We start from the raw sequence: 18,300 nt of genomic DNA, 5'->3' as shown, positions 1-18,300 counted from the left end.
ATATGCACATGACCGATACTCTTCCAAAAAGCGACCGTCTCAAAGGCAAGATCGCTATCGTCACCGGTGCCGGTTGTGTCGGCAGTGGCTGGGGCAACGGCCGCGCAGTCGCGGTGATATTCGCCATGGCCGGCGCCAAGGTCTTCGCGGTCGATCGTGATCTAGGGGCCATGGAGGAAACGCTGCAGCGCATCCGCGATGCGGGCGGGGAAGTCACTCCGTATGCCTGCGACGTCACCAACACCCAGGCCGTCGCCGCGATGGTTGCCGCCTGCAAAGAGACCTATGGCACGGTTGATATTCTGGTGAACAACGTCGGCGGCTCGGCACCGGGCGGCGCCGTTGCCTTGGCTGAAGAAAAGTTTGATGCCCAGATTGCCCTGAACCTCGGCAGCGTCTTCCTGACCTGCAAGCACGTGCTGCCACTGATGGAAGCCCAGGGCAGCGGCTCGATCATCAACACGGCTTCAACGTCCGGTATTCGCTGGACGGGCTCGGCCCAAGTGGCTTACGCGGCCAGCAAAGCCGGGATCATCCAGCTGTCTCGCGTGACCGCCGTGGAATACGCGCCCAAGGGCATCCGCGTGAACACCGTGGTACCCGGGCAGTTGCACACACCGATGGTCGAAGTACGCCTGGCCGGGCAACGCACCGGCGGTGATGTGAGCAAATTACTCGACACCCGCCTGGCCCGCATTCCCCTCGGGTTCATGGGCGATGGTCGCGACACGGCTTACGCCGCGCTGTACCTGGCCAGCGATGAATCACGCTTTGTCACCGGCACTGAAATCATCGTCGATGGCGGCATGACCGCGCGTTGCGACTAAGCCAGCCAGGAGCCAGCATGTCGACTTCATCCAGCTCTACGGGGGTGTGGGATTGCCACACGCATATCTATGGTCCCTGGGCTCATTTCCCTCTGCCGGCCAATGCCGCCTATACGCCTGAGCCGGCGCCTTTCTCCGAGTTGCTGGCAGTGCATCGACAACTGGGCATCAGTCACGGCGTGCTGGTGCAGGCCGCGCCCTATGGCACCGATCACGCCGCCATCCTGCAGGCGATTGCCAGCAGTGGCGGGCGTTATCGTGGTGTCGGGATCATTGACGACAGCACCACCGACGCGCAGTTACAGGCACTGCATGACGGCGGCCTGCGCGGTATTCGCTTCAACCTGATGGGCCACCTGCCAGGCGCTCGGGATCCGCAAAAACTGCGCACCCTGGCCGAGCGTGTCGCGCCTTTCGGCTGGCATGTGCTGGTGCATGGAGAATTGCCGGTGCTGCTCCCGTTTCTACACGCCTGGCGGGATCTGGCGACGCCGCTGGTCATCGATCATATGGCCCGCCCCGATCTCACCAGGCCTGTTGACCCGACGCTGATACGTGAACTGCGTGCCGAGCTGAGCCATGCAAACCGCTGGATCAAACTGTCCGGCATCGACCGCGCCATGCAAGGCCTGCCCGGCCCTTGGCCGCAGGCGCTGGACCCGGTGCGTGCGCTGCTCGAATGCGCGCCTGAACGCGCTATCTGGGGCTCGGATTGGCCGCATCCGAATATCAAGGGGCTGGTCCCGGATGACGCACATTTGCTCGACTTCATTGCCCAGGTCTGCGACAGCCCCGCCTTACAGCAGGCCGTCCTGATCGACAATCCGGCGCGTCTATACAGCTGACGTCCGCCCACTTCGGAGATCAAACGATGGACGAGATTACCTGGTCGTCCAGCCCGCGCGTGCCCGATCCAAGGGTACGCGAGCTGGACCCACGCTTTGCCCACTACCGCCTGGCGCATGCCAAGGTCGAACGCTTGGGTGGCGGCCTACGCTGGGCCGAGGGCCCGGTCTGGTTCGCCGACGGACGCTTCCTGCTGTTCACCGATTTGCCCAACGATCGCATCATGCGCTGGGACGAGGCCACCGGCGTCCTGGGCGTGTTTCGCCAGCCCGCCAACCAGGCCAATGGCATGACGCGCGACCGTCAAGGCCGCTTGCTGGTATGCGAACACGGCGGGCGGCGGGTGACCCGCACCGAGTACGACGGCAGCATCACGGTGCTGGCCGATAGCTTCGCGGGAAAACCGCTGAATTCGCCGAATGACATTGTGGTGAGGTCTGACGACAGCATCTGGTTCACCGATCCGCCTTTCGGCCTTATCAGTGACTACATGGGCCGTCAAGGCACGCCCGAACTGCCGGCCAACCTTTATCGCCTCGACGCGGATGGCACGCTGCACTGTGTCGCCGAAGACCTCGAAGGCCCCAACGGCCTCGCCTTCTCCCCGGACGAAAAAACCCTTTACCTGGTGGAATCCCGGGCGCGTCCGCGGCGGATCGTGGCCTACAGCGTCGACAGCCAAGGCTGCCTCAGCCAAAGGCGCGAGCTGATTGATGCCGGCAGCGGGTTGCCGGATGGGCTGCGCGTGGACGTGGACGGCAATCTCTGGTGCGGCTGGGGTGCGCCGGAGCCAGGCATGGATGGCGTGCGCATCTTCGCTCCCGATGGCACCGCCATCGGGCATATCGACTTGCCGGAGCGCTGCGCCAATTTGTGCTTCGGCGGGCCACGCGGCAATCGACTGCTGATGGCCTCAACCACTTCGCTGTATTCGTTGTTCGTCAACACCCGTGGCGCTTGAAACGAGCGTCTAATAGAGAAGGTAGCACCATGAAAAAAACAAGATCTGCCCCGATGTTAGTGACCACCGGCCTGGTCAGCTTGTTCGGTTTCTCTCAGTTAGGCGAAGCGGCCGAGCTGAAGGTCATTGCCAGTGGCGCACTCCGGGGCGCCATGGAACACCTTCAACCAGCCTATGAAAAAGCCAGCGGCAATACCCTGAGTTTCAGTTGGGGGCCTTCGATGGGCACCTCGCCTGAATCCATTCCAGAGCGCATCCGGCATAAAGAGCCGATGGACCTGGCGATCATGGCCGACGAAACCCTGGAACTGCTCTCGGCCACCGGCGCCTTCAACATGACGACCCGCCGCGAAATCGCGGATTCACGTATTGGTGTAGGTGTCCCTCATGGTAAACCGAAGCCGGACGTCTCAAGCGTCGCGGCGTTGAAGGCCGCCCTGCTGAACGCTGACAAAATCGCTTATTCCCAGGGTGCAAGCGGCGTGTACATCCGCACAGAGCTATTCCAGCGTTTGGGTATCAGCGATCAAGTGAAAAACAAGACCGTTGAAATCGCCGGCAAGGAACTGGTAGGCACAGCCCTGGCCAGGGGCGATGCAGATATAGGCATGCAGCAAATCAGCGAGTTGAAGGTAACGCCCGGAGTCGACTTCCTGGGCCCGCTGCCGGAGGAGGTGCAGAAAGTCAGCCGCTTCTGCGCCACCGTTGCACACCAAACCCAAAATGCGCTGCCTGCGCGTGAATTCATTGCCTTTCTCAACAGCCCGACTGCACGTCGTCTGCTTGAAGAGAGCGGCCTTGAGCCAGCGAAAAACACGAATACCCAGGAGTCCAAATAATGAAAATAGTCTCGCGTCTTCTGCTCGGTGCCACTTTTGGCCTGGTCTCTGCCATTGCGACGGCCGCCGGTGCGCCGTTCAAACAGGAACTGGTCAGTTACGACAACGTTCAAATCGAGGTCAACTCCCAAGGCACCGGGCCAGTGATCGTGATGCTTCCCTCGCTGGGCCGTTCGGGTCGCGATTATGACCAGGTCGCCGATTATCTTCAGGCCGACGGCTTTCGCGTAGTCAGGCCAGAGCCGCGTGGCATCGGGCAAAGCAAAGGGCCGATGGAAAACCTGACCGTGCACGACTTTGCCCGTGACGTGGCGGCGGTGGTCGAGCATGAAAATAAAGGCCCCATCGTGGTGGTCGGTCATGCCTGGGGCAATTTCGCGGCGCGCATGCTCGCGGCGGATCGTCCCGACTTGGTGCGTGGCGTGGTCATGGCTGCTGCGTCTGCTGGCAAGGTTCCGCCAGGATCCACTGAAAAACCCATCAACGCGGAGATGCGCCAGGCTATCGACGGCGCCGGCGATATGTCGCTGTCCGAAGAACAACGTCTTGTCTATCTGCGCAAGGCATTCTTTGCGCCCGGCAACGACCCCAAGGTATGGCTGGGCGGCTGGCACCAGGCGACCCACGATGCCGAAGGCCATGCGCGCAACATCACCCCGGTGGACGACTACTTCGCCGCCGGCAGTGCGCCGATTCTCGACTTGCAAGGTGATGCGGATACCGTCGCACCCAAGCGTTTCTCAGGTGTGCTGAAAAGCATGCTCGGTGACCGTGTCCAGGTGGTGGTATTGAGAGATGCCGGACACGCCATGGCTCCGGAACAACCCAAGGCAATGGCGGATGCAATCGCCGCGTTTGCCAAGGCGCAGTACGCGAAGTAAGAGAGATAGAACATGATGGGTGATGCTCCGAATCCAATGATTCGGAGCATTTTTTTCGTCAGGCTATACGCCGTCAGTTGATCACTTGGCCGCGTACACACGCTGGGCGAATTCGGCGATGGCGTCTGCCATTTCACGAGGCTGCTCGGGCGCCATGGCGTGTCCGGCGTTGGCGATGGTCTTGTGTTCGACCCGGTCGCCGAGCATGGACTTGAGAATGTTCGGAATCACCACTGCGTCATGCTGCCCCTGCAAGTCCAGAATCGGTACAGTTTTGCCGGCCGACCAATAAAGTTCCACCGGCGTGCTGTCTCGCGCATGGTCCTGCGCCTGGTGGGTCTTGTCATACCATCCGCTCAGCCAGGGACGCGGGTCATTGCCGGGGGCAAAAAACGCCTCTTTGAGATAGTCGATACGCTTGGCTTCCGGCAACGAGTAATTACCCGCGCCTTTGATCGCCTCGACCATGCGGCCATAGGGTTTCTCCGATGAGCCGGCGGGCAGCTTTCCTATCGATGCGGCCGCCAATACGATGCCGTTGACCAGGTCCGGGCGGTCCACCGCCAGCACGCGCGCGGGCTGGCTGCCCCACGCATGCCCGACCACGACCGAAGGCCCGGTCTTGGCCTTGTCCATTACCAGCGCGACGTCGGCGGCGAAGTCATGCAGTGTCGGTGTATCCATGGGCCCCTTACTGCCCTTGACCCCGCGTGGTTCTGGGCGGATCACGCGATAGCCGTCAGCGGCCAGGTAGCGTGCGACCTCGTCATAATCATTTGCACCGCGGCCCTTAGAGGGCAGGATTACGATCACATGGCCCTTGCCCTGGTCCAGTGCTTCGATATGGACGTTGCTCTTCTCGGCCACCAGTGTACGTACCGAATCATCGGCATTTCCCGGCAGGCTATAGGCAACGAGGCCAGCGACGATTAAGGATTGCATGACGCGAGTGTAGTGCATTGGATGAGCCTTTTTATTATGGGTGTGAACACTCAGGTTTATGCACCGGGAAGAAAATAACCAATACCGATATCTCATGGTGTTCGATGCCTGTCGGGCATGGCCCCTCCCCTGCAGAAATCCCCTCAAAGTCCCATGCCCTGCCGTTATGGATACCTATGGTTTAAAGGTCTTGGCGCGCACCAGAACGCCGGCCATATGCTTCCAGGCTCATGAATACAACAATAATGGAGCCCCATGAATACACTCACCGCCGCTCAAGTCACACCCCAGGAGGCGCTTGAGTCCAGCGCTTGTCGCAAAGCCGCGATACGCTTGATCCCGTTGCTTGCCATCGCGTATTTCTTCAACTACCTGGACCGAACCAATGTCGGCTTCGCATCGTTGACGATGAACGACGACTTGGGGCTCACCGCGTCCCAGTTCGGTTTTGCGGCCGGCATCTTTTACGTCGGTTATTGCCTGTTCGAGGTGCCCAGCAACCTCGCGCTTTACCGCTTCGGCGCGCGGCGGTGGCTGGCCAGAATCATGATTACCTGGGGGCTGTTTTCGGCTTCCACAGCGTTGGCGCAAGGGCCTGTTAGTTATTCGGTCATCCGCCTGCTGGCCGGCATCGCCGAAGCCGGTTTTTTCCCCGGGGTAATCTTCTTCCTGTCGTTGTGGTTTCCCATCCAGTATCGAACACGGGTAATGGCCTGGTTTCTGTTCGCTATTCCTGTGTCTTCGGTCCTGGGCGGACCTCTCTCGGCTGCCATGCTGGCAATGGATGGCATCTGGGGTTTCCACGGCTGGCAGTGGCTGCTGGTGCTGCAAGGTCTGCCGGCCTGCGTGCTGGGTGTGATGTGCCTGAACATGCTGGCTGACCGGCCCGCTGACGCAAAATGGCTGACCGTGGACGAGCGTCACGCGTTGCAATCGGCCCTCGATGCCGAGCATGAATCGAAGGGCTCCCACAGCTTTCGCGAGTCAATCAACGACGTGCGCGTGTGGCTGCTGGCGGCCATTCTGTTCAGCTACATCATTGGCATCCTCGGCATTGGCGTCTGGCTGCCGCAAATCCTCAAGACCCATTCACTGACCACCACTCAAATCGGCTGGGTGTCGGCGATCCCCTATCTGATCGCCAGTGTCGCCATGCTGCTGTGGGCCAAAGTGCTCGCACGCAAGCGGCGTTATGTCCTGCACCTGGCGATTACCTGCGCCACGGGGGCGGCCGGTTTTATCTTCTCGGTGGTCTATAGCGACCTGATTCCGGCGCTGATTGGCCTGACGGTCGCGTTGATTGGCTTAAGCTCGGTGCGCACCTGCTTCTACAGCATTCCGGCGACGTTCCTGAGCAAGCAGGCAGCGGCGGGTGGCATTGCGTTCATTAACGCGGTGGGCAGCCTTGGCGGCCTGGTGGGACCTTATGCAGTGGGCTGGCTCAAGGACGTCACACACTCATTCAATGCCGGGCTCATTGCGATGGCGGCCATGCTGTGTGTCGCCACGGTGTTGACGTTGATTTTGCGCTACGTGGTAAAGGAAGCCTGATACACCAAGGCCCCGGCAGGCTGATTAAACCGCCGGGGTTGCTCGTCAGTTGCTGTGGAAGGTTTTCTGGCGAGTCATAAAGGTCGAGAGCGCCTTGCCCTCAAGGTTGTAGCGCTTGAGCGCCCTCGTCACAGCGCCGAGCCCTATCTGATCGGCATAGTAGGTCAACCCGCCTTTGTAGCGCGGGAAGCCATAGCCATGAATCCACACCAGATCGATGTCAGCAGGGTGAGCGACGATATCGTGCTCGATCAACCAGGCGGCCTCGTTGACCATCGCAGACAAACAGCGCTCTTCAATTTCCTGATCGGTGATGCTGCGGGGGGTGATGCTCCATTGTTGTCGATGATCCGCCAACAACTCTGCCAGCCAAGGGTCCGGCAACGCTTGGCGGCTGCCTGACGTGTAGCGATAGAACCCGCTGCCAGCCTTTTGCCCGAGCCGACCTGCGGCATACAACGTATCGACCCAATCGCAGCGTTTCTCACGCTCGCTCAACTGCGACAAACGCCCCTGACGGTTACGCCAGGCGACGTCCACGCCAGCCATGTCCCGCAGTTCAAAGGGGCCAATGGGAAAGCCGAACGCACGCATTACCCGGTCGACTGCTTCGGTCGAAGCCCCCTCCTCCAGCAGGAACATGGCTTCGCGCTCTCGCGCCGCTAGGAGCCGATTGCCTACGAAACCGTCGCACACCCCCACGGTGACCGCCACTTTGCCCAGTCGCAGCGCCAAGCCAAGCACGGCAGCCAGCACAGACCTATCCGTTTGGGTAGTGCGCACCACTTCCAGGAGTTTCATCACCGGCGCTGGGCTGAAAAAGTGCATTCCCAATACCTGCTGCGGGCGACGGGTGCAATCGGCGATGGCCTCGACGTCCAGATACGAGGTATTGGTCGCCAGAATGGCGCCCGGCTTACACAGGGTATCCAACTGGCGAAATACCTCGCGCTTGACCTCCATGTCTTCGAAAACAGCTTCGATGACCAGGTCTGCGTCCGCCACAGCGCCCATTGACGTCGATGGCAAGATCAATGCCCGACGTTCCTGACAGGCCTGCTCATCCATACGCCCCTTAAGCAATGCGTCGCGGTAATAGTCATCAATGTGCTTTACGCCGCGTTGCAGCGCGGCGTCTTGTACATCAATCAGGCTCACAGCAACACCGGCATTGGCCACGCAAATAGCAATCCCGCTGCCCATCGTGCCTGAACCGATCACCGCGACCTTTTGAATCGCATTTGCCGGGCCATTGGCGGCCAGCTTGCGCGTGCGACCCGCCAGGGCTCGCTCGGCGAAAAACAGATGCCGCAAGGCCTTGGCCTGGGCCGATTGCCGCCGTTCGATAAACAAATCGCGCTCCAGCGCCATGCCGGCGTCAAACGACTCGGTCAGCGCCACATTGATGGCCTTGAGCGCGGCCTGGGGCGCTTGTTGCCCAGCCAGCTTCTTCATCACTGCAGTGACTTTCGTTTCGAATTCAGCGCTGTTGTGGGCAAGCATCAACCGATCCCGCGTGCGCTCCCAAAAAGGATGGGTAAGGATAAAGCGCCTGGCGTGTTCGATGGCCGCACCTGGCAGGTCGTCGACCACACAGTGGTCGACCAGCCCGACGGCCTGAGCCTGCATCGCCGTCAGGCGCTGCCCGCCAATCACGACATCCACGGCAACCAGCGGCCCACAGAGGCGAACCAGCCGCTGGGTACCTCCCGCGCCAGGTATCAAACCCAGGCTGACCTCCGGCAAGCCCAACACCGTGTGCGCAGCGGCAATACGTAAATGACACGCCATCGCCAACTCCAGACCGCCACCGAGCACCGAACCATGCAAGGCTGCGATCACCGGCTTCTGACTGTTTTCGATGGTACTCAGAACGTCGGGCAGATGGGGCTCCATCAGCGGCTGGTCGAATTCCTTGAGATCGGCGCCGGCCACAAACGTCTTGCCCTGGCAGATGATGACAATGGCCTGCACCGCAGGGTCGGACCCGGCCCGCGCGAGACACGCCGAGAGCTGTTGCCGGACGCCCTGGGACAAGGCGTTCACCGGCGGGTTATTGATGGCGATGACAGCGATGCCGTCATCTGTTTTCAGGCTTACCAATGCATCCATAAGGGTTACCAGTCAGAGGAAGGAAATGGGATAGCTGAGGATCACCCGCGTGTCGTTGGCATTGCGCGAGAAATCCGAGCGATACGCAGCGTTGCGCAAGCGTATGTCCAGGGCCTTGAGCGATCCGCTCTGTACCCGATACTGCAATTCGAGATCCAGCTCGCGCTCGCGGCCTGAATCGGTGGTCAGCACCTGTGCATCAGTGCCTTTGATATAGCGGGTCATAAAGGTCAGCCCCGGCAAGCCCCATGACGCCAGGTCACGGGCATAACGCAGTTGCCAGGAGCGCTCACCCTTCTCGGCAAAATCGCCCACCTGCACGAAGTTGACCAGATACGGGTCGGTGCCCTCGACGTAGGGAAACGCCGAATCCCCGCTCATGGCCTGGTAACCCAGGCTGAATGCGTTGCCACGCCATTCGTAGGTCGCCATTACACTGAATGCGCGATTGTCGATCTGCCCGGCGCGTGCCTGTCCTTGATCATCAGTGATAAACAGCCGCAGGTCTGACTTGAACTTGCCCTCGCCGATGTCGTTGGCGCTGCTGAACCCCAGGTAATGCTGTTGGTAGACATCCTCCAGACGACCGGCCTGGTAAGTCAGCTGCACCGTCTTCCAACGATAGGCCGCGCCTGCCAACTCAAAGGCACCGCCATCCAACTGGCCGCTGAATCGCCGGTTTTTATTATTGATGGCCAACCCTTGCGCGCCGGTGACATCGCGATCAGTGGCTTGGTCAAGGTGCCCGCCTATCAGCTCCAAGCCACCCCACTCTCGGGATTCGAGCATGCCGCCGCGAAAGGTCTGCGGCAGTAAGCGGCCGAAGTTCGATTGCAACGTGGGCAGCTTGGGCATCAAGGTGCCCACCTTCAGCTCGGTTTTGGACACGCGCATTTTTGCGGTCAGCCCGGCTTTGGAATACTCATCGGGTGCCCTGCCGTCATCATGAACCGGCAGCAAGCCGGTACCGGTGCGGTCCGGGCTGGAGTCGAGTTTCAGTCCGACCATAGCGATAGCGTCCAGGCCGAAGCCGACGAATCCTGGGGTGTAGCCCGACTGCGCGCGAAGAATGAAGCCTTGGGCCCATTCATCGCGCTTTGATTGGCCGCTGCCATCGCGAAAGTCGCGGTTCATGTAGAAGTTGCGCAGCTCCAGGTCGACTTTGGCATCCCCCAGGAAATCCGCGGCCTGTGCACTGGCAAGCCATGGCCCGGCGGCGACGATCACGCCCCAGGATGCAGCTGTTTTCTTATTATTCATGAGCAATTCCGGGCCGTACCCAGCCACACCGAACTCGGTTGAGGTCGGTGGGCCGGTACGTGCGTCAATGTTGAGAGGGGTATCAGCGTACTGAGGTCATGTAGTCGCTGGCCTTGCCAGGAATCGATTGGCCCTGAATCTTGCCGAGAAATGCAATGGCCCGGGCTACGTCTTCTTCGCTCAGATAAGGCGTTTGCGGGAACGAGTGTTTGTTGGACTTCCACGCCGCTGCGTAGACATTGTCCGGGGTGCCTTCAAAACGAGCACGCACGAGTTTCATCGCTTGCTCAGGGTCTTCGTTGATCAGCTTGGTCGCTTGCGCGAGGCCGTCGAGGAACTGCTTGACCGTGTGCGGGTTTTCATCGGCCCACTGTCTGCGTGCGCTCAAGGCAATCGAAGGATAGCCATCCAGTTCCTTGACCTGCCCGTCGGCCATGTCCAACAGCGTGAACCCTTTGTGCTCGATAATCGCGCTGTCCGAGGTGGGCGAGGACAAGGCAAAGCCATCAATTCGTCCTTGGGAGAACGCGGTCAGAATGGCGCTGGCGCTGTTGAGGTAAAGCAGGGTGAAATCTTTCTCTGCCGAGAGTCCACCCTTTTCACCAAGGAAACGCACCAGGAAATCGGCGCTGCCCCCCGCGCCGCTGACGGCGATCTTTAAGCCTTTCATCGCCTTCAGGCGTTCTTCCATAGGGGTCTGCGCGGTCAGGCCGAGTTGGTCGGCTTTCTTCTGGCTGATGACCACGTTACTTGCATACTGTCCCACCAGGCGTCCCAGAAGGGTCAGATCAGCGCCCTTCAATTTAGCGTTGATCGAATTCTGGATCGCGCACGAACAGAACTCCACGGTTCGACTGGCCAGGCCCGATGTCGCGGCGCCGCCGCCCTTGAACTTGATAAGTTCAACATTCATACCCTGCTTCTTGAAATAGCCGCCATCCACCGCCACGAACAGCGGCATGTGCACGAAGCCGTCGGTGCCCAGGGCCACCTTGATGTCCTGCGCATGTGCGCCGGCGCTCGCGGCCACCAGCGAAGCGACCAGGCCCATCTTTGCAATCAGCGTTTTAATAGACATATGTACACCTGTATTTTCTTGTGCGTTATGAACAGGTCAAACCGAAGCTTCACGATCACCCAGGTCTTTTTTCCACGGCATCAGACGGGTTTCCACCATCCGTACAACCGCTTGCAGCAGCAGTGCCAGGGCGATAATCGCGACCAGTGCGGCGAATACGCCGGCGGTGTCCAACTGCCCGGCTGCATCTTGCAGCAGGTAACCGAGCCCGCGATTGGAGGCCATGATTTCGCCGACGATCGCGCCGATCAGGGCATACGGCACCGAGAGCTTGAGGCCGGTGAACACCCATTGGATCGCCGAGGGGAACACCACTTTGGTGATTAGGTGATGTTCGCGGGCACCCATCAGGCGCAGGATCTCCAACTGCTCGCGGTCAACCGCACGCACGCCGCTGTAGGTGTTGAGGAACACCAGGAAGAACACGATGGTGGCGGTCAGGATGATCTTCATCTCGATGCCAATGCCGAACCACATGATGAACAGCGGCGCCAGGGCCACTTTCGGCAGGCTGTAGATCGAGATCAGGATTGGATCGAGCAGCTTGGCCAGCAACTCGTTACGACCCAACAGCAACCCCACCGCAATCCCGACGGTCGCCCCCAGTACGAAGCCTGCGAGGGTTTCCACCACCGTGATCCCGCCATGGGAAAACAGCCTGCCACTGATGACCAGCTCGTAGAACTTGCCGGCGATCTCGCTGGGTGAACTGACGAAGAAGGGGTCGATCAACGGCCCCGAAGAGAGCTGCCAGGTGCCGAAAAGCACGATGAAAATCGCGAGGCGTCCAAGGAAAATGTTCATGCTTGATGATCCTTTGCTGCATCGTTCAAAGACGGGGTCATGAAGTCCCACAAATCGCCGCAGAGCTGGTGATAGCGAGGGTCTTTGCGCAACTGCAGAATGTTGCGTTCCTCGCCTAGGGGAATCTGCACGTCCTTGACGATGGTGCCGGGACGGCCGGCGAAGATAAGACAGCGATCACCGAGTGCCACGGCCTCATCCAAATCGTGGGTGACAAAGATGACCGTCTTGTTCAACCGGCGACTGAGCCGGATCAGCTCGGTCTGCATGCGCATGCGCAGTTGCGCATCGAGTGCGGCGAACGGCTCGTCCATCAGTAGGGTTTCAGGGTCGTACGCCAGCAGGCGGGCCAGTGCCGCACGTTTACGCATGCCGCCGGAGAGCTGGCTGGGGTAGGACTTTTCGAAGCCTTCCAGACCCACGAGTCGAACCAGCTCCTGGATGCGCACGCGGCGTTCGGCCTTGGCCATACCCTGGATTTCCAACGGCACGGCAATGTTGCCGACCACGTCACGCCAAGGCAGCAAGTGGTCACTCTGGGTCATGTAACCGGTACGGCCATTGACCCCGCAAACGGCCTTACCGTTGTAGACCACCTGACCTTCGGTGGGGGCGAACAGCCCCGCGACCATGTTCAGCAGGGTGGACTTGCCGCAGCCCGACGGCCCGACCACGGTGACTACTTCGCCCTTCTTGATCGACAGGTTGATGCTATGGGAGGCCTGTTTGGCAACGCCCTTGACGGTGAAGGATTTGGACACGCCGACAAACTGGATGAGCGATGAAGCCTGCTCGTCGCGTTCGGCGCCTTTGGGCTGGGTGATGGCTTTCAATGCGACAGGCATGATGGGCCCCCGCGCTGAAAATGGACGTTACCCAGAGGGAGAGGTTGATTCGATGTGCAATTAAGTACGTTCATAGCGACCTACTTGTTTTTATGAGTCGTTGATGAAGCTGTCTTGATTATGAAACCGGGGGTTCGGGGGTCAATCCACCTATTCCACACAGTGGAACAGGTGATGCCTCAGGCCAGCAGTGTGAGGCCATCCACCGCCCTCACGCCCTGCCCTTCGGCCAGCACGCGCAAGGGGTTGATCTCGGCCTCTTGCAGCTTTGTTCCCAGGGTGGTGGCCATATCGGCGAAGGCGAGAATGCAGTCGACCAACGCGTTGATATCGGCTTTGGGCGCGCCGCGATAACCGTCGAGCAGTGCGAAGGTTTTCAGCTCCCGCAGCATTGCGTCCGCGTCATTGCGCGAGATCGGCAGCAATCGCATGCTGGTATCGCGCAGCAGTTCGGCGCTGACACCGCCCATACCCAGCAGCAACGCGGGCCCCAGTTGCGGGTCGCGGTGGAAGCCGAGGATCAGCTCGTGACCGCCGCTGACCATCTCCTGAACAAGGAAACGCTCGGGCGCGAACCCCGCCTTCTGGGTGACAACGCGGCGCATGTCGTCCAATGCCTGACCGATACTGTGTTCGGTCAGGCCGAGTGCGACACCGCCGACTTCGGTCTTGTGAGGGATGCGCTCGGAGAGCACCTTGAGCACCACGTTCGGGCCGAGCGTCCGGGCGGCTTCGATGGCCTCGCCGGCATCCGCGACCGCCTGCTCGCGGGTAACGGGCACGCCGAAACGGGTAAACAGGACTTTGCTCTGCTGTTCATCCAGGGTTCCACCGGGCAACTGCTCCACGTCCTCGGCGCTCATATGCTGGCTTGATTGCGCTCGCGGCGTGTCCTGAACAACGCAGGCTTTGGCCTTGAGTGCCAGCAATGCACTCGCGCAAGCCTCCGGCGCAGTAAAGGCGACGCCCTGGTTGCTGTTGATGCGCAGCAAGGCTTGCGGTGCGTAAGGGCTGACATAGGCGAGCACAGGCTTGCTGCTGTCGCGCTGGCTGTCACGGATGGCGTCGGCCATCAGCGTCGGGCGCGCAACGCCGGATGAGCCCACCACACTGATGACCGCGTCGTAGTCCACGCTTTCCAGCAGGATGCGCATGGCCTCCTGCATGATCTGCGGCTGCAGCCCGGCCAGCGTCAGATCGATAGGGTTGCGGTCGAGCACCGCCTGGTCGCCGAGGTCCAGATCACGCAAGCGTGCAGCGGTGGCCTCCCCCGGCGGCGGGGTGTCAAAACCATTGGCGCCCAGGGCATCGGCGATCAGCGTGCCCGCGCCGCCGGTCGAGGTCAGAATCGCCACCCGGTTACCCGCCATTGTGCGCCGACTGGCCAACGCGAACGGCAGGTCGAGGAGATCGGCAAACGTCTGCGCACGCACGATGCCCAGTTGTTTGAAGTACACGTCGTAGAGTGCGTCGGCTCCGGCCAGGGCGCCGGTATGGGAAGCAGCTGAACGGGCCCCGGCTTCGGAGCGCCCGACCTTGAACACCACGATGGGCTTGCCGGCGGCTCGCGCCTTGAGTGCTGCGCGGCTGAATTTCTCGGTGTCGCGCAGCCCTTCAAGGTAAAGAGCAATGACTTCGGTGGCGTGGTCATCTACCAGGTAATCGACGAAATCGGCGACGTCCAGGTCGACTTCGTTGCTGGTCGCCACCAGCTTGGAAAAACCGATGCCGGCGGCAGCACCACGGGACAGGAGCGAGCCCAGGATCCCGCCACTCTGGGAAATGACCGCGATGTTACCCGCTCTCAATGCATCCTGATCCAGCGCACCACTGGCCGACAAGGTGATGCCCTGGGTAAGGTTGATCAGGCCGATGGTATTCGGCCCCAGGATGCGCATGTTGCCTCGCGCCTTGTGCAAGGCCTGCTGGCGCGCGATGCCCGCTTCGCCAGCCTCGCCGTAGCCACCGGCAAGCACGATGGCCGCCGGGGTGCCCATGGCCGCCAGTTCGGCAACGGCCTGGTTGGCACGTTCGGGGCCGAGCAGGATGATGGCGGCGTCCGGCACCTCTGGGAGGGCGGCGATCGAGGGGTAGCAGGTCAAGCCATCGATCTCGGTATAACGCGGATTGACGGGGTACAAGCGACCTTCAAAACCATGTTTACGCAGGAACGCGATGGGCCGCCCGGAGGTTTTTTGTGCATCGCCGGAGGCGCCGATCACCGCGACACTGCGCGGGTTCATCAGGCGGGAAATATTATCCATGCTCATGCCCTCTTCGCCTTGGCCGCCAGAAAAGCCGCCACCGACGCCTGATGTTCAGCCGAGGTGTAGCAGATGCCTTGGGCCTGACTGCCCATGGCCAAGACCTGGGCCTGGGTCAGTTCGAAGCTGTTGTTGAGGATGGATTTGCTCAATGCCAGCGCGGTCGCCGAACCGGCAGAGAGTTCCAACGCCCAGCGGCGGGTTTCGTCCAGCAGATCGTCATGTTCAACCACTCGGTCCACAAGGCCGATCGCGAGGCCTTCGTCGGGCTCTACGCGGCGACCGGTGTAGATCAATTCCTTGGCTTTGGGCAGTCCGACCCGACGCGGCAACAGGTACAAGCCGCCGCCGTCGGGGATAAGGCCGCGTGCGATATAACTCATGGCGTAGCTGGCTTGTCGGGAAGACACCACGAAATCGCAGCTCAATGCCAGGTCGCAACCCAGCCCTGTGGCGGCACCATTGACGGCGGCCAAGGTCGGCTTGGGCAGGTTGAGCAACAGGGAGACCGCATGATGCACGCGCTGCTGGCGCTTCCAACCGTTATAGGCCACCTCGCCCGCCGGCGCGCTCATGCGTTTTTCCATGCCCTTGATGTCGCCGCCCGCGCAGAAGCCTTTGCCGGTACCGGTGATGATGAGAGCGCGGATCTGGCTGTTTGCGGCCACTTCTTCCAGCAACTCGATCATGTGGCTGCGCATCTCGTCGCTGATGGCGTTGCGCGCTTCGGGTCGATTAAGGGTCAGCACCGCGATGCCATCGTCATCGACGGCCATGTGGATGGGCGAGGTAACACTTTGCAACATCGTCATGGGAAATCTCTCTCTTGTTGTTGGCTTGGCAGCGGCCCAGACTGAAGGGCCTTGCGCTGATCCCGAGTCTATGGAGCTCCCCATGATTGACAATCTGCCAATTCCACTGGATGGAACGCGATGAACGTGGACGACAGGTTTGACACGCCGGGTGCCGGCAAGGCGCCGATCAACCGTTCGCTGGAACGCGGCCTTGAAATTCTGCGAGCCTTTCGCGCGGGCACCGAGTATTTGGGTAATGGCGAAATCAGCGAACGCACAGGTTTGTCCAAATCCACGACCAGTCGCCTGACCCAGACGCTGATCCACAGCGGCATGCTGGTGTACGACGGCCAACGCAGTGCTTATCGCCTCGCACCCGCCACCCTTTGCTTCGCCAACTCCATGTACAACAGCAGTTCGCTGGTGCAGATCGCCGCGCCATTAATGCGCGAAGCGGCCCACGCGTTGGGGGTGAATGTCGGGCTGGCCGCCGCTGACCGCGATGAGATGATTTACTTGGAGTCCATCCGCCTGAGTCGCAAGAACACGCCCAGGACCGTGCAAACGGGCCAGCGGGTCCCGATGGAGTTTACCTCCCTTGGGCGCGCGTTCCTGGCGACAGTGGGTGCGCCAGAGCGGCAGGCGCTTATGGCGATCTTCAAGGCAAGACGCTGCGATAACAGGTGGAAAGTGCTTGAAACGGAAATTGCCGACGCCTGCGAAAGCGTGCGACTCGTAGGGTATTGCGCGGCTTCCTGGCAGGCCGAAGTCGTCGCCATTTCCACGCCACTCGGCATCCATAATTACCAGGACCACATAGTGAACATCAGCGTATCCACCCCTAAGTCGATTGACGCTGTGATCGCTCAATATGCCGAACCCTTGATGGTCCTGGCTGACAAGATCCGCGCCAGTTTCGACAGCGACGGCCGCTAATCACGGGCTGAACAGCCTGGCCGGAAGGCGGAAGGCGCGCTCAAGAGGTTTTCAACAGAACGCCTTCAGCTCAAAAGCCCGCGACCTCGCCCCAGGCGGACGTTTGAAAACGGTCCGGGTGATAAGTACGCGGATCAACAATGGGGCTCATACCGCTGACAATATCGGCAATAAGATGACCTGCGCCCGGGCCAATGCCAAAACCATGCCCGCTGAACCCGGCCGCGATCACCAACCCTGGCAGGCTGGCCATTTCGCCGATACCAGGAACACCGTCCGGAGTACTGTCCACATAACCGGCCAGGCCGCCTTGATGGACGCCCCCTGGAACGCCGGCACCAATTCCACCGCCCGCTTGTAAGTCAACGCAACGGCCGAGGTGTCAGCGCTTGGATCAAGAATTCGCATTCTTTCCATCGGCGTGGGCTGGTCCAGGCGCCAGCGCTTCAAGCTTTCGTGGCCTGCGCGCCAGCCTTCCAGCCCCCCAGGCGCAAAGTTGCGCCAGCGACGCTGAAACATCGGCAAGAATTGCGCCGAGAACCCCAGCAACTGCGGCGTGATGTCGACTCGACCTCGGCCGCTGATCACCAGCGTGTAACCACCATCAAAGCGGCGGGTCATGGACGCGCCGACGGTATGCAGCGCACTGGGAATGTCCTGGCTCGGGGCGGCGACCGAAAGCACCGTCTGACGAATCGTCGCTTGCGGGAAGCGAATACCATACTGGCGGCAGAACGATGGCGGGGAATGGGTGTTTTCGTTGACCCTGTATTCATCGCTGGTGGAGGACCGCCGGCCGTTGCTGGTGGTGGGGAATATGTATTTACCGATGGTGCTGGAGCAGAATTGAAGGCGGTAAGAGGCGACGGGGGGCTCTGTGTTCAGGATCGTTGCAGGTGCACGTCTCGACACAGGGCTCTACGCCTAGCGAAGTCCAAAGCTGGATGCTCCTTTCTAAGGGCACCTCATACTCCTGACCTTGGTTGCGGATTTGGCATCGCGCAGTTCGTTGCAGACCTGGGCTATATTGATGGGTGTCAGAAACACATTATTCGAAAACCATACGCGCTTGGCCAAGGGCAGTTTTTCCAGCGCACCGCCGGCTTTCAGAACACTTAACACAACTGTCGCGCAACTTTTGCGCAGCGTTTGATAATGCGCATGCGGCTTATCGCGAATGCTCAACCAGGCTGTGCGCATTTTCTGTTCATTGAGTCCATGAAGGGTATAAACGACGTGCGATCTAGCGCGTTCTGCCACCACATCCTCTTTTAGAAAAAACTTCGCTTGATGCTCGGACTTGTCAAACAGTCCTGGGCGAAAAGACGGCCACCAACTGATGTAGCTGGAGTTTTACACC

16 protein-coding genes and 1 pseudogene are annotated in these 18,300 nt (G+C 60.5%); 7 read left to right on the top strand and 10 right to left on the bottom strand.

Going from position 1 to position 18,300, the window contains the following annotated elements; translation table 11 throughout:
- Positions 1-8: 8 nt before the first annotated feature.
- From J1G35_RS08535 to J1G35_RS08515, 5 genes are read left to right on the top strand one after another with little or no spacing between them, the layout of a single operon-like run.
- Complete coding sequence (locus J1G35_RS08535; protein ID WP_223014573.1) at positions 9-827, top strand: SDR family NAD(P)-dependent oxidoreductase; 819 nt, start codon at positions 9-11, stop codon at positions 825-827.
- Between the two features lie 17 nt (positions 828-844).
- A complete protein-coding gene (locus J1G35_RS08530; RefSeq protein WP_223014571.1) occupies positions 845-1,672 on the top strand; it encodes an amidohydrolase family protein in 828 nt (275 codons plus the stop codon).
- A gap of 26 nt (positions 1,673-1,698) precedes the next feature.
- Positions 1,699-2,634 (top strand): SMP-30/gluconolactonase/LRE family protein, encoded by a 936-nt coding sequence (locus J1G35_RS08525; protein ID WP_223014569.1) that lies wholly within the window; start codon positions 1,699-1,701, stop codon positions 2,632-2,634.
- Between the two features lie 53 nt (positions 2,635-2,687).
- A complete protein-coding gene (locus tag J1G35_RS08520; RefSeq protein ID WP_223014567.1) occupies positions 2,688-3,473 on the top strand; it encodes a substrate-binding domain-containing protein in 786 nt (261 codons plus the stop codon).
- Positions 3,473-4,354, top strand: a complete 882-nt coding sequence (locus tag J1G35_RS08515) for an alpha/beta hydrolase (protein ID WP_223014565.1) — start codon at positions 3,473-3,475, stop codon at positions 4,352-4,354. The genes J1G35_RS08520 and J1G35_RS08515 overlap by 1 nt, the downstream gene beginning before the upstream one ends.
- Positions 4,355-4,435: 81 nt before the next feature.
- Here J1G35_RS08515 and J1G35_RS08510 read toward each other — a convergent pair whose 3' ends face one another.
- Entirely contained in the window at positions 4,436-5,314 is an 879-nt protein-coding gene (locus J1G35_RS08510) for an alpha/beta hydrolase (protein WP_223014564.1), read from the bottom strand.
- 237 nt (positions 5,315-5,551) lie between these two features.
- On the opposite strand from J1G35_RS08510, the gene J1G35_RS08505 reads away from it, so the two are divergent.
- Entirely contained in the window at positions 5,552-6,847 is a 1,296-nt protein-coding gene (locus tag J1G35_RS08505; protein WP_075944466.1) for an MFS transporter, read from the top strand.
- A gap of 45 nt (positions 6,848-6,892) precedes the next feature.
- Here the strand turns inward: J1G35_RS08505 and J1G35_RS08500 are convergent, their stop codons facing one another.
- From J1G35_RS08500 to J1G35_RS08470, 7 genes are all read right to left on the bottom strand, one after another.
- Entirely contained in the window at positions 6,893-8,959 is a 2,067-nt protein-coding gene (locus tag J1G35_RS08500) for a 3-hydroxyacyl-CoA dehydrogenase NAD-binding domain-containing protein (protein ID WP_223014563.1), read from the bottom strand.
- Positions 8,960-8,971: 12 nt separating this feature from the next.
- A complete protein-coding gene (locus tag J1G35_RS08495) occupies positions 8,972-10,219 on the bottom strand; it encodes an OprD family porin (RefSeq protein ID WP_262417201.1) in 1,248 nt (415 codons plus the stop codon).
- A gap of 82 nt (positions 10,220-10,301) precedes the next feature.
- A complete protein-coding gene (locus J1G35_RS08490; protein WP_223014561.1) occupies positions 10,302-11,297 on the bottom strand; it encodes an ABC transporter substrate-binding protein in 996 nt (331 codons plus the stop codon).
- A gap of 36 nt (positions 11,298-11,333) precedes the next feature.
- Positions 11,334-12,101: an ABC transporter permease gene (locus tag J1G35_RS08485; RefSeq protein ID WP_223014560.1), complete on the bottom strand. Its 768-nt coding sequence runs from the start codon at positions 12,099-12,101 to the stop codon at positions 11,334-11,336.
- Positions 12,098-12,946, bottom strand: coding sequence for an ABC transporter ATP-binding protein (locus tag J1G35_RS08480; RefSeq protein ID WP_223014559.1), 849 nt, complete (start codon positions 12,944-12,946; stop codon positions 12,098-12,100). The genes J1G35_RS08485 and J1G35_RS08480 overlap by 4 nt, the downstream gene beginning before the upstream one ends.
- Positions 12,947-13,125: 179 nt before the next feature.
- Positions 13,126-15,210 carry an acetate--CoA ligase family protein gene (locus J1G35_RS08475; protein WP_223014558.1) on the bottom strand — a complete coding sequence of 695 codons (2,085 nt, stop codon included), beginning with the start codon at positions 15,208-15,210 and terminating at the stop codon, positions 13,126-13,128.
- A 2-nt stretch (positions 15,211-15,212) separates the two neighbouring features.
- Positions 15,213-16,022: an enoyl-CoA hydratase/isomerase family protein gene (locus J1G35_RS08470; protein ID WP_075944460.1), complete on the bottom strand. Its 810-nt coding sequence runs from the start codon at positions 16,020-16,022 to the stop codon at positions 15,213-15,215.
- Between the two features lie 120 nt (positions 16,023-16,142).
- Between J1G35_RS08470 and J1G35_RS08465 the strand changes: the two genes are divergently transcribed.
- Positions 16,143-16,940, top strand: a complete 798-nt coding sequence (locus tag J1G35_RS08465; protein WP_223014557.1) for an IclR family transcriptional regulator — start codon at positions 16,143-16,145, stop codon at positions 16,938-16,940.
- Positions 16,941-17,010: 70 nt separating this feature from the next.
- Here the strand turns inward: J1G35_RS08465 and J1G35_RS08460 are convergent.
- Together J1G35_RS08460 and J1G35_RS30870 are read right to left on the bottom strand one after the other, a co-directional pair.
- Positions 17,011-17,678, bottom strand: a pseudogene (locus J1G35_RS08460) (FAD-binding oxidoreductase); the annotation flags it as partial.
- 216 nt (positions 17,679-17,894) lie between these two features.
- Positions 17,895-18,140 carry a hypothetical protein gene (locus J1G35_RS30870; protein WP_262417200.1) on the bottom strand — a complete coding sequence of 82 codons (246 nt, stop codon included), beginning with the start codon at positions 18,138-18,140 and terminating at the stop codon, positions 17,895-17,897.
- Between the last annotated feature and the right edge of the window lie 160 nt (positions 18,141-18,300).

The organism is Pseudomonas sp. SH10-3B (assembly GCF_019891415.1).
GTDB lineage: Bacteria > Pseudomonadota > Gammaproteobacteria > Pseudomonadales > Pseudomonadaceae > Aquipseudomonas.
Note: the sequence above shows the minus strand (reverse complement) of the source record. Positions and strands in the feature narration are given on the sequence as shown.